The organism is Hymenobacter ruricola (assembly GCF_015694525.1).
GTDB classification, from domain to species: domain Bacteria; phylum Bacteroidota; class Bacteroidia; order Cytophagales; family Hymenobacteraceae; genus Hymenobacter; species Hymenobacter ruricola.
The window spans coordinates 16,109-28,702 of record NZ_JADQDM010000006.1; the positions used below are offsets into that span (position 1 = coordinate 16,109).

Annotated in this window: 7 protein-coding genes; 5 read left to right on the forward strand and 2 right to left on the reverse strand. The window is 64.0% G+C overall.

Annotated elements, in window-relative coordinates:
- Positions 1 to 90: 90 nt before the first annotated feature.
- Positions 91 to 2,790, reverse strand: a complete 2,700-nt coding sequence (locus tag I2H31_RS12995) for a TonB-dependent receptor (RefSeq protein WP_196293477.1) — start codon at positions 2,788 to 2,790, stop codon at positions 91 to 93.
- A gap of 204 nt (positions 2,791 to 2,994) precedes the next feature.
- Here I2H31_RS12995 and I2H31_RS13000 point away from each other — a divergent pair, with 204 nt between their 5' ends.
- Together I2H31_RS13000 and I2H31_RS13005 are read left to right on the forward strand one after the other, a co-directional pair.
- The gene (locus tag I2H31_RS13000; RefSeq protein WP_196293478.1) at positions 2,995 to 4,434 is read left to right on the forward strand and encodes a hypothetical protein; all 1,440 of its coding nucleotides are present in this window, start codon (positions 2,995 to 2,997) and stop codon (positions 4,432 to 4,434) included.
- Positions 4,435 to 4,475: 41 nt separating this feature from the next.
- Positions 4,476 to 5,951, forward strand: a complete 1,476-nt coding sequence (locus tag I2H31_RS13005) for a hypothetical protein (RefSeq protein ID WP_196293479.1) — start codon at positions 4,476 to 4,478, stop codon at positions 5,949 to 5,951.
- A 10-nt stretch (positions 5,952 to 5,961) separates the two neighbouring features.
- Here I2H31_RS13005 and I2H31_RS13010 read toward each other — a convergent pair whose 3' ends face one another.
- Entirely contained in the window at positions 5,962 to 6,318 is a 357-nt protein-coding gene (locus I2H31_RS13010) for an MGMT family protein (RefSeq protein WP_196293480.1), read from the reverse strand.
- A 181-nt stretch (positions 6,319 to 6,499) separates the two neighbouring features.
- Here I2H31_RS13010 and I2H31_RS13015 point away from each other — a divergent pair, with 181 nt between their 5' ends.
- The 3 genes from I2H31_RS13015 (at position 6,500) to I2H31_RS13025 (ending at position 12,587) form a co-directional block, all read left to right on the forward strand.
- A complete protein-coding gene (locus tag I2H31_RS13015) occupies positions 6,500 to 7,735 on the forward strand; it encodes an efflux RND transporter periplasmic adaptor subunit (protein ID WP_196293481.1) in 1,236 nt (411 codons plus the stop codon).
- Positions 7,736 to 7,896: 161 nt separating this feature from the next.
- On the forward strand, positions 7,897 to 11,004 hold the full coding sequence (locus I2H31_RS13020; protein WP_196293482.1) for an efflux RND transporter permease subunit: 3,108 nt from the start codon (positions 7,897 to 7,899) through the stop codon (positions 11,002 to 11,004).
- Between the two features lie 200 nt (positions 11,005 to 11,204).
- Positions 11,205 to 12,587, forward strand: a complete 1,383-nt coding sequence (locus tag I2H31_RS13025; RefSeq protein ID WP_196293483.1) for a TolC family protein — start codon at positions 11,205 to 11,207, stop codon at positions 12,585 to 12,587.
- Positions 12,588 to 12,594 lie beyond the last annotated feature (7 nt).

Genomic DNA, 12,594 nt, shown 5'->3' on the forward strand with positions numbered 1-12,594 from the left:
GTGAGGGCTTGCTTCGCCCCGGTATCATTGCTCACAAAAAAGCCTCGGCTGCACGCAGCCGGGGCTTTTTTGTGAGTAAATCTGTGGCACTTAGAGGGTGGCTGATAGGCCCACGGTGAAAGTGCGGCCGCGGTTGTAGAACGCTTCGAGCAGGCCGGGATTGGTGTAGTTCACGCCGGAACGGGCGGGGACGTCGGTGATGTAGAACTCGTTCAGCACGTTGAGCAGGGAGCCTTTCACGCCGAGCTTCACCTTATCGTTGAAGAAACGGTTCGGCAGGTCGTAGCCCAGGTGCAGGTCGAGGTTGCGCGAAGTGGGCACGCGGTAGGAATCGAAGCTGCTGACCTGTTCGCGCAGGCTCAGGGGGTCGAAGCCGGCGTAGTACTTGGTAAAGAGCAGGAACGAAGGCCGCACGTACAAGCCGCGGACGGGCTCGTAGCGCAGGCCCAGCTGGAACTGGTTTTGGGCGGCGTCGCCCACGTGCACGCCGCTGAGGTAAATCGGCACGTCCAGGTTGTCGCCCACCACCTGGTTGCTCTCGTTCACCTGGGTGAGCAGGCCCTTGCCGGCCCAGCGCCAGTCGCCGATGCTGATGGCGGCGTTCAGTTGCAGCGAGCGGCTGATTTCCTGGGCCACGGCCAGCTCCACGCCCACGTGGCGGGCGTCCACGTTGCGCACGTTGTTGTACACCAGGTTGCCGTCGGGGTCGCGGCCGGTGCTGTTGCTGCTTTTGTTGGACCAGTAGGTATAGTAGGCGTTCAGGGTGGCCTTCAGGCCCGGGTAGTTGATGCCGTAGCCCACCTCAAACGAGCTGATGCCTTCGTTCTTCACGTCGCGGTAGCGAATGCCCGAAGGGTCGTACACCGAGTTGAAGAAGGGGACCTTGCTGTTGTAGCCGATGTTGGCAAACAGGTTGTCGTGCTCGGTGAAATTGTAGTTGGCGCCGGCTTTCACGCTGTAGCCAGTGAAATCGGCCCATTCGGTTTCCAAAAACTTATCCGCGGGCTTCACCACGTGGTCGTTCCAGTCAAAGTTGCCGGCCTGGCCGATGAGCTTGGGCTGGAAGTAGTCGATGCGCTTGTAGCGAATCTGGGAAACGGTGCCGCTGAGCACGGCCGACAGCAGCGGGGTCTTGTACTCCAGCTGGCCGTAGCCGCCCAGCCACTGGGTTTTGCCGTCGTAGTTGTACCCAATCTTGTCGCCTTCGCGCAGCAGGGTGTTGGGGTTGGCATTGCGGTCGGCGGTGGAGGTGGTGTAGGTGCCGCCCAGCAGGTCGCGGATTTCGCGGTAGTGCAGGCCGTAGTAGCTGCGGCCGTCCAGGCCGGCCGAGAGCGTGAGCTGGGGCGTGAGCAGGTAGTCGGCGCCGGTGATGAAGCCGTACCAGCGGTGGCTGTTCACGCTGTTGACCAGGTACTGCGAAGACAGCCGCTCGCCGTTGGCCTTCACGTTGGCGAAGTTGTTGTCGAACACCCGCTGGAAATCCTGCTGCTGGGTGGCGGTGTTCACCGGCAAGGTGCCCGACGAGCCCGCCGTGCCGCTGCCGCCGCCCTCGCCGCGCGAGCCGTACAGCACCGTGGAGATGAACAGTTTGTCGGAGGCGTTCCAGACGTGGTTGAGGCTGATTTGGGGCTTGTTGTAGTAGTTCACGCGCTCGTTCACCACTTCCTCGCCTTTGTACTGCCGCTGGCCGTTGCCGTCGAGGGTGTAGCGGTTCAGCACGCCCCAGTTGGGGTTGTAGCGGAAGCCCAGGTTGCCGTTGGCGATGGGGATGGCGCCCAGCTCGGCGGCCTTTTCGTTGGAGTAAATGCCCACGCGGCTGGCAAAGGTGCGCTGCCCGTGGCTTTGGGGCGAGCCCAGGGCGGTGAGCGAAAAGCTGTGGTGCCCGATGCGCTTGCTGATGTTGCCGAAATACGTCCAGGCATCGTCAAAAGTCTTGTCCACCCAGCCGTCCTGGCGGCGGCGCGAGCCGAACACGGTCACGGCCCAGTCGCCCTTCATCTGGCCCGTGCTGAGCATGAGCGACGACTTGAAATAGTTGTTGGAGCCGGTTTCGACGCGGGCCAGCGCGGCCTTCTTGTCGTCGAAGCCGCGGGTGAGCACGTTGATGGAGCCACCCACGGAGGGCACCGAGATTTTGGCCGCCGACAGGCCCCGCTGCACCTGCAGCGACTTGGTGACGTCGCCGAGGTCCCAGTTGGACCAATACACCTGGCCGGTTTCCATGTCGTTCACGGGCACGCCGTTGATGAGCACGGCCACGTTGCGCTGGTCGAAGCCGCGCACGTTGATGCGCGAGTCGCCGGTGCCGCCGCCGCCCTGGGTGGCGTACACGCCGGGCGTTTCGTTGAGAATCATCGGCAGGTCGCGGTTGGAGAGGGTTTCGCGCAGCTTCACCTCGTTCACGGCCGAAAAGGCCACCGGCGTGGAGCGCTCCTGGGCCTGGGCGGCCACCACCGTCACTTCCTCCAGGCTCGCGTTGTCGGAGTTCAGCGTGAAAGTGGCCACCACGCTTTGGGTGGTGATTTTCACGGTCTGGGTCAGCGGCTTGTAGCCAATGAAGCTGGCCTGCACGGTGTAGGTGCCGGCGGGCAGGTTCGGGATTTTGTAGCCGCCGTCGGCGTCGGCGCCGCTGCCGGTGTTCTGGCCGTTGCCCGAAACCTGAACGGTGGCGCCGGGCAGGGTCTCGCCCGTCACCTTGTCCAGCACGCGCCCGCGGATGGAAAACGTGGTTTGGGCCAGCGCCGGCAGGGAAAGCAACACGGCAAAAAGAGCAGTAACAAAGTGCTTCATACCAATATAAAATACCGCCGGCACACTCCGGGGACAACAAATATACGCCACAGCCGGGGCCGGCAAGGGCCGCGCGCACCGAAAAGAAATTGTGAAAATGTTACCGGCGGCTGCCGCTCTGTATTGGCGCCCGTTGCACCCGGCCCGACTACCAGAACCGTTTTTCCCCTTTTTTGGCGGGTTGGCAGTCAGTAGCTTTGGCATATGAACCGTTCGTTGCCCTGCTACGCCCTGCTGGGCGGGCTTTTGCTTTTTTCCTTTTCCGGCCACTCGCAGTCCCAGCCCTACCGCTTCACCTTGCAGGCCGAAAAGCTGGACGTGCCCCCCGGCCCCTGGCAGGTGACGCGCGTGCTGGACCTGCGCGCCGACCGCAGCCGGCTGGGCGCCGTGCGCCGGGGCCTGGGCAATGAGATGGCCTCGGCCGATTTCACGCAGCCCCTTTCGGCCGAAGTGCTGCAGCTGCTACGTACCCGGGTGCCGGCCCAGCCCGGAGCCCGGCCCGTGGTGATGCGCGTGTTCACGCTGGCCCTGGCCGAAGACCTGCGCGCCAACTCCGAGCACGCCGAAGCCGAGCTCATCGCCGATTTTCTGGCGCCGCAGCCCGACAGCACGTTTCAGGTAGTGCTGGCCGTGGGCGAAACCAACCGGCGCGGCGGGCTCGACGTCACCAAACTGCACCCCGCCAACCTGGCCCTGGTGCTGCAGCAGGCCCTGCGCCGGCTGGCGGCGGTGCCGGCTTCCAGCCAAATGCCCGAAACCCTCAGCCAGGCCGATGCCCTGGCGGGCCGGGGCGGCGCCATGACGCAGCGCTTCGCCATTCAGGGCGCAGCCGAGCCCGTGCGCGGCTTCTACCGCAACTATCAGGAGTTTCTCGACAACCGGCCCAGCGAGGCCGACTATCCGTTTGCCATCGCGCACGTGCCGCACACGGGCAAGCGCTGGGCCGGCACCGACGAAATCCAGGTTAGTTACCTCGGCACCGACGTGGACCACCCCAACCGGCCCCTGTACCCCGGCAACCTCTGGGGCCTGAGCGACGGCCGCGAAATGCTGATTGCTTACCGCAGCCGCTTCTATAAGCTGCTGCCCGCCGCCGATGGGCGCACCTACACCTTTATCGGCCCGCCAGTGTACGACGAGAAAGCCGCCACCAACGCGGCCGTGGCCGGTGGGCTGGTGGGCGGCGCCCTTGCCGGCGCGGTGGGGGGCGGCGCCGGCCCCATGGCGCCCTACGAGCTGCACCTGGCCAGCGGCCGCGTGGTGGCGGCCCAAAACGCCGGCCAGACCGACGCCGACGGCTTTGCTACCGCGCCCGATACGGCCAAGATATACGTGTACCGCCGCCCCGATTCCAATAAGGAATCGGTGACTTTTAACGCGACGGGCAAGCCGGCCCTGACGCTCCAGGCCCGGCAGTGGACGGCCCTCACCTGGCAGGACCGTCGCCAGGAGCTCCGGCTGTGCGTGCAAGCGGGCGCGGGGCCCGAGAGCTGCCAGGCGTTTGTGCCCGATTTCAGCCAGCCTACTTATCTGGAGTGCGTGGTGCCGTCGGGCGGCGGGGCCCCCACCCTGCGGCCGGTGTCGGCCAAAGAAGGCCTGTTTGAGCTGCGCCGCATTCAGCGGCTGGCCAAAGCCGCTAAATAGCGCCCTTTCCTAATTAACGACCTGAATTACCTGCTTGAATCATGGCCCCCTCGCGCCTTCTGAGTTGCTCTGCCCTTGTCGCCCGCTTCGTGCTCACGGTACTGCTGGCCGGTGGCACCCGCCACCTAGCAGCGCAGTCGCCCTTGTCGCCGCAGGGCAAGCCCTTCTACCTCGACCTGAGCGCCGAGGGCATTTCCACGCCCAAACGGCTTTTTTACGTGGAGAAAGTAATCGACGGGCGCGGCGGCCAGACTGCCATCGGGCTGATAAACCACGGGCTCAATAATAAACCGGCCGCCGTGCTCTTCCGCAACGGCCTGGAGCCGGAACTTACAGCCTGGCTTCAGCAGCAAATGCCCCCGCGGCCCACCGACCACCCCGTGGCCCTGTGCGTGCGCCAGTTGCGGGTGGGCGAAGCCATTACCCTTAAGGGGTTAGGCACCAAAGCCATGGCCACGGCCGACCTGGTGGCCGACGTGTACGAGCGCCAGCCCGACGGCTACCATTTTGTGTGCAACGTGGCCGACCGCATCAGCACCCGGGGCGTGAACGCGGACTACGACCACATTCGCCACTTGGCGAGCTTGCTGGAACGGTGCCTGGCGCAAGCCAGCGCCGCCAACTGGGAGGCGGCCGCCCGGCGCCCCGCCCGCACGCTGGCCCAGCTCCCCATTGACCGCCCGCAGGCCGGGCGCCCGGCCATTGTGCGGGCCGTCGCGCCACGGGCGGGCGTTTATTTCACAGTCGAAGATTTCCTGGCCAACCGACCCGATACCACGGCCGTGCTGCAGCTCGACACGGTGCGGGCCGGCTCTTTCTCCAACACCGCCGCGGACTGGGAAGGCACCTTGCTGCTGAAGGCGCAGGTGCGCACCGCCGGCGGCGACCGGGTGAACAAGAACAACGTGTGGGGCTTTTCGGACGGCCGGCAGGCCTACATGCGCCAGGTAAACCTGTACCGGCCCCTGACCAGGCAGGCAGAATTCTTCACCTTCGTCGGGGCCGCGCCCGTCGACGTGGACGCCATGAACCAGCAGGCCAAGCGGTTCGCCGAAAACCAGGGCTTTGGCGGAGGCGGGGCCCTTGGCGGGGCGCTCTTTTCCGGGGCCGGGCTCGGCACCACCGGCCAGCCCGTGGTGTACGGGCTCGACTGGCGCACCGGACTGGCCAGCCCGATGCTGGGGCCCGGCCTGCCGCCGCGCCACGACACGGCCTTTGTGTACGTGTACCGCCCCCTGGGCGGGCCGCGCGAGGCCCAGCGCCTGCTGCTCAACGACCACGAAGTGGGGCAGCTGCAGCCGGGCCAGTACCTGGAATTGATGTGGCCCCATTTTGGGCGGCCCATGCGCCTGAGCGTGGGCACGCCCGGCGGCCCCACGGTGCTGCTGGCGCCCAGCACCACGGCGGCCAACTACGTGCGCCTTGTGCCCAACGCCCCCCTCAGCCCCTGGCAGTGGATGCCCGCCCGCCAGGGCGAGGCCGAAGTGGACGCCCTGGAAAAGCAGCGCGCCCGCTAATGCCGGTGGCTTACGCCAGCTCGGTGCCGGGGTCCCAGAACAGCTTCTGAAAATCCACCACCCGGTCTTCCTCCACCCGGATGCCTTCGGCTTCGAGGGCTTCCTGCATGGCGAAGGGCGTGGCGTAGTGCAGGCGGCCGGTGAGGTGGCCCAGGCGGTTTACCACGCGGTGGGCGGGCACGTACTGGTCGGCGGTGTGGGCGGCCATCATGGCGTAACCCACGGTGCGGGCGCCGTGGCGGGCCCCCAGGTAGTGGGCAATGGCGCCGTAGGTGCTCACGCGGCCCCGCGGAATGAGGCGGGCCACTTCGTGCACGTCCTGGAAAAAATTGCGCGGCTCGGGTGGGTTTTGGTTGGTCGGCTTCATCGGGGCGAAGGTAGTCTCGGTCAGGCGGATGCCCTTCTACGTCTATTTTCGGCAATTTGGGGCAACCCTTTTGGCGAATTTTGCACTATACGGGTCCCCAAACACTGTTTCCTCTACCGTATTCCACCAGCGACGGCCGGCGCACCGAACATCGGCCGGCGCTTGTGCGTTCTTCCCTCCTATGCCCTTGGAAAACACCACCACTGCCCCACCCCAGACCTGGGACACCACCACTACTCCCGCGCCCACGGTGGCCCCGCCGCCCCCGGCCGGCCCCACCCCCGACACGCCCCCCAAGCGCAAGCGCGGCTGGCTGGGCTGGGTCATCGCGGCCCTGGTAATCGGCGGCATGGCCTGGGCTAAAATGCATTATTTCCCGAGCCCCACGGCCGGCGAAAAAGGCGGCAAAGGCGGCGCGGCCGGCGGGGGCAAAGGTGCCCCGGGCGGCAAAGGCGGCCCCGGCGGCGCGGGTGGGCCCGGCGCTAAAGTCCCGGTGCAGGTTTACGTGGTGGCCGCCACCAAGCTGTCCGACGAAGTGGCTTCCACCGGCTCGGTGATGGCCGATGAGTCGGTGACGATTCAAAGCGAAATCTCGGGCAAAATCACCAGCCTTAACATCCAGGAAGGCCAGCCGGTGCGCAAGGGCCAACTGCTATTTACTATCAACGCGGCCGACGTGCAGGCCCAGCTGCAAAAGCAGGAGTACAACATCAAGCTTTACCAAGACCAGGAAAAGCGCCAGCGCACCCTACTGGAGAAAGAGTACATCAGCCGCCAGGAATACGAGCAGTCCCAAAACGCCTTGCTCACGGCGCAGGCCGACTTGCAGGCCCTGCGCGTGAACCTGGCCAAAGCCTACGTGCGGGCGCCGTTCGACGGCATTCTGGGGCTGCGCAACACGTCGGTGGGCGCCTACGTGTCGCCGGGCACGGCCATCACCACGCTCTCGCGGGTGAAGCCGGTGAAGATTGATTTCAACGTGCCGAGCCGCTTTGCGCAGGCCGTGCGCGTCGGCGACCCCGTGGCCGTGACCGACGAGGCCACGACCAAGAAATTCCAGGCCAAAGTCTACGCCATCAACCCGCAGATTGACCCGGCTTCGCGCACGCTGCCGGTGCGCGCCATTTACAACAACGCCAACATGGAGCTGCGCCCCGGCGGCTTCGTGCGCGTGAACCTGGTGCTGGGCGAAACCGACGAGGCCCTGCAAATCCCCACCGAAGCGGTGGTGCCCGTGGCCAGCGGCTACACCGTCTTCACCGTGAAAAAAGGCAAAGCCGCCGTGCAGCCGGTAAACATCGGCGTGCGCTCGGACAAAGTCATTCAGATTACCAAGGGCCTGGCCGTGGGCGACACGGTTATCCGCACGGGCATTTTGCAGGTGAAAGCCGGCGACCGGGTGAGCATTCAGAAGTAATATCCTTTGGTTGCCATCTGTCATCCTGAGCACAGCGAAGGACCTTCTCACCGTTTTGACAGCAATGAATTACTGAAAAACGTTCTTCGGTGAGAAGGTCCTTCGCTGTGCTCAGGATGACAGCCGAAAAAAGATTTTCTACCAGTAGCCTAACCTAAAACATGAGCCTTTCCTCCGTCAGCATCAACCGGCCGGTCCTCGCTATCGTGATGAGCTTGCTCATTGTGATATTTGGGGCCATTGGGTTCCGCTCGCTCGCCATCCGCGAGTACCCGAGCGTCGACCCGCCCATCATCACGGTACAAACCAGCTACACCGGCGCCTCGGCCGACGTGATTCAGTCGCAAATCACCGAGCCGCTCGAAGAAGGCATCAACGGCATCGCGGGCATCAAAAACCTGTCGTCGACCAGCCGCGACGGGGCTTCTACGATTACGGTTGAGTTTGACCTGGATGTGGACCTGGAAGCGGCGGCCAACGACGTGCGCGACAAAGTGTCGAGTGCCCAGGGCCGCCTGCCGCGCGACGTGGACCCGCCCACCGTGAGCAAGGCCAACGCCGACTCCTCCCCCATCATCCTGAGCTACCTGAGCAGTTCGTCGCGCACGCTCTTGGAGCTCACCGACTACGCCAACAACGTGCTCAAAGAGCGCCTGCAGACCATTCCGGGCGTAAGCGAAATCCGGGTGTGGGGCGAACGTAAGTACTCGATGCGCCTTTGGCTCGACCCGGTGAAGATGGCCGCCCTCGGCATCTCGCCCGTGGACGTGCAGCAGGCCCTGGCCCGCGAAAATGTGGAGCTGCCCAGCGGCGCCGTGCAGGGCCAGAGCACCCAGCTCTCGCTGCGCACCATGGGCCGCCTGGCCACCGTCGACGACTTCAACAACCTGATTATCCGCAACGACCCCGCCTCGCTGGTGCGCCTGACGGACGTGGGCTACGCCGAGCTGTACCCCGAAAACGACCAGACCATCCTGCGCCGCAACGGCATTCCGATGGTGGGCATCATGGCCATTCCGCAGCCGGGCACCAACCAGATTGCCATCACCGATGAGTTTAACAAGCGGATGAAGCAATACCAGAACGACTTGCCCAAGGATTTGAAAGTCAGCACAGGTTTTGATAACTCGGTGTTTATCCGGGCGTCGATTGCGGAGGTGGAAGACACCATCCTCGAAGCCTTTGTGCTGGTGGTGGTCGTGATTTTTCTGTTTCTGCGCGACTGGCGCTCCACCATCATTCCGGTGGTGGCCATTCCGGTGTCGCTGATTGGCATTTTCTTCGTGATGGACCTCATGGGCTTCACCATCAACGTGCTGACGCTGCTGGCCATCGTGCTGGCCATCAGCCTGGTGGTGGACGATGCCATTGTGGTGCTGGAAAATATTTACAGCCGCATCGAGGAAGGAGAAACCCCGCTCGAAGCGGCCAAAAACGGCTCGCAGGAAATCCTGATGGCCGTGGTTTCGACCACCATTGTGCTGGCGGCGGTGTTTCTGCCGGTGGTTTTCCTGTCGGGCATCACGGGCAAGCTCTTCCGGGAGTTCGGCATCGTGCTGGCCGGCTCGGTGCTGATTTCGGCCTTCGTGTCGCTCACGCTCACGCCGATGATGTGCTCGAAGCTGCTCAAGCGGGAGGAAACCCACAACTGGTTTTACCGCAAGACCGAGCCCTTCTTCCAATACATCACCAACGCGTACCGCAGCTCGCTCGAAACTTTCCTCGGCCGCCGCTGGATGGCCTGGGGCCTGGTGGCCCTGACGGGCGTGGGCATCTGGTTTTTCATGAAAACGCTACCCTCGGAGCTGGCGCCCGTGGAAGACCGCAACCGCCTCAGCATCAATGCCACCGCTCCAGAAGGCGCGTCGTTCGAATACATGGACGACTACATGAACCAGCTGACCAAGGTGCTGACCGACAGCTCGGCCCGCGATGCGGATAACATCCTGACAGTGACCTCGCCCGGCGGCGGCAGCAGCGGCGGCGCGGCCAACTCGGCCATTGCCCGCGTATTGCTCAAAGACCCCGACCAGCGCCCCCACACGCAGCAACAGCTGGCTGATATTCTGACGGCGGCCGTGAAAAAATACACCGGCGCCCGCGTGTCGGTGTCGCAGGACCAGAGCATTAGCTCCGGCGGGGGGGGCGGCCGGGGCGGTAGCTTGCCGGTGGGCTTTGTGGTGCAAACCCAGGATTTTGAGAAGCTGACCGCCGCCGTGCCGAAGTTTCTGGAAGCCGCGCTGGCCGACAAAACTTTCAGCTTTGTGGACGTGAACCTGAAGTTCAACAAGCCCGAATTGCGCGTGGTGATTGACCGCGAAAAGGCGCAGAGTCTCGGCGTGAGCGTGCAGGACATCAGCCAGACCCTGCAGGCGGGCCTCAGCGGGCAGCGCTACGGCTACTTCATCCGCAACGGCAAGCAGTACCAGATTATCGGCCAGGTGGCCCGCGAAGACCGCAACCAGCCGCTCGACGTGCGCACCCTGAACGTAAAAAGCCGCGACGGCAAACTCGTGCAGCTCGACAACGTGATTCGCCTCGAAGAAAAAAGCACGCCGCCCCAGCTCTACCGCTTCAACCGCTACAACGCGGCCACGTTCTCGGCCTCATTGGCCAAGGGCAAAACCCTGGGCGAAGGCATTGCGGCCATGCAGGCCATTGCCGACAAGCAGCTTGACGAATCATTTTCCACGGCCCTCACGGGGCAGTCGCGCGACTTTGCCGAAAGCTCTTCGTCGGTGCTCTTCGCCTTCGGCCTGGCGCTGGTGCTGATTTATCTGATTCTGGCGGCGCAGTTTGAGAGCTTCCGCGACCCCGGCATCATCATGGTGACGGTGCCGCTGGCTTTGTCGGGCGCCTTGTTCAGCCTCTGGTATTTCAACCAGACCATGAACCTGTTTTCGCAAATCGGCATCATCATGCTGGTGGGCCTGGTGACGAAAAACGGCATTCTCATCGTGGAATTCGCCAACCAGAGCGTGGAGAAAGGCGCTGATTACATGACCGGCCTGATTGAGGGCGCCACGGCCCGCTTCCGCCCCATTCTGATGACGAGCCTGTGCGCCGTGCTGGGCATTTTGCCCATTGCCATGGCGCAGGGCGCGGGCGCGCTGGGCCGCCGGGCCATGGGCATTGGCGTGGTGGGCGGCCTGCTGTTTGCCACGGGCCTCACGCTGTACGTAGTGCCGGTGATGTATTCCTACTTCGCCACGGCCAAGAACCACAAACCCAAAACGGCTGAGAAGAAACCCGAAGCGGTGACGGCTTAAAGTTGAACGACCAACTCCCCTCCTTTTTTAAGGAGGGATGTTCGAGCCGCAGGCTCGAACGGGGGTGGTTGAGTCGTTGAACGATAATGGCACTACGCAGTAATTCATCGTTCAACGACATTCACCGCCCCAGTTGTCGCAGGCGCGGCAACGTCCCCTCCTTAAAAAAGGAGGGGAGTTTGATGTTCTGAATTCCTTCCATGAAATTCCCGATTCTCTTTTTCCTTGCCCTCCTCCCCTTCGCCGCGCTGGCGCAGCAGGTGCCCAAGGCGCGCCCAAACCAGCTGAAGCGGCCGGCATCGGTGGCCACGGCCCCGCCGCTGTCGCTGCAGCAGGCCATTGCGGAGGCCTTGCAGCACAACTACGGCATTCTGTTGGCGCGGCAGGACGAGCAGATTGCGCAGAACAACGTGACGCGCGGCAACGCCGGCCAGCTGCCCAGCCTCACCGGCAATTTCACCCGGACGTTCAACAACAACAACATTAATCAGCGCTTTGGCGAGGCCGACCCGCGCATCGTGAACGGGGCTACTTCCAACGCCTTGAATGCCAACGTGACGCTGGGCTGGACGATTTTTGACGGTTTCGGCATGTTCATCGCCTACGACCGGCTGAAAACCCTGCGCCAGCAGCAGCAGCAAATCACGCGCGCCAACGTGGAGGAAACCGTGGAAGCCGTGACCAACGCCTACTACGACGTGGTGCGGCAGGCCGGCAAAATCACCTCGCTGGAAGAAGCCCTGAAAATCGGCCAGGCCCGCATCGACCTCACCCAGGCGCAGGTGGACGTGGGCGTGAGCGCCAAAGTGGAAGTGCTGACGGCCCGGGTGGACTACAACGCCGACCGCAGCCTGTTTCTGCAGCAGCAGCAGGCCCTGGCCGCCGCCAAAATCACGCTCAACAACCTGCTGGGCCGCACCCCCAAGGTGGACTTTGAGCCGAGCGACAGCCTGGTAGTGACACGCGATTTGCGCGAGGACGCCGTTACCGAAGGCATCAAAACGCGGAACCCGCGGCTGGCGCAGGCCCGCCTGGGCACCGAAGTGGCCACCTACGACCGCCGCCTGGTGCGGGCCTCGCGCTTCCCCCAGATTGGGCTGGTGTCGGGCTACGGCCTCACCCGCAACATCAACAACGCCGCGTTTGCCGGCACCGTCCTCACCAGCAGCACCAACCAGGTGCAGGGCCTGAACTACGGCATCACGGCTTCGGTGCCCATTTTCGATGGATTCAACCTGCGCCGCCAGGAACAGAACGCCCGCGTGGTGGAAGAGCAAAGCAAGCTCAGCCTGGCCCAAACGGCCCTGCAGCTCGATGCTGACGCGTCCACGGCCTTTGCCCAATACCAGAACTTCCTGCAGCTGCTGGAGCTCGAAGAAACCAATATCCAGCTGGCCCGCCAAAACGTGGACATTGCCCTGGAGCGCTACCGGCTGGGCCTGCTCACGCCCCTGGCCCTGCGCGAAGCCCAGCGCAACCAGCTCGACGCCGAAACGCGCCTGCTGGACATCCGCTACTCGGCCAAGCAGGCCGAAACCCAGCTCCGTCGCTTGAGCGGCGACCTGGTGCAGGCCGGCAGTTGACCAATCT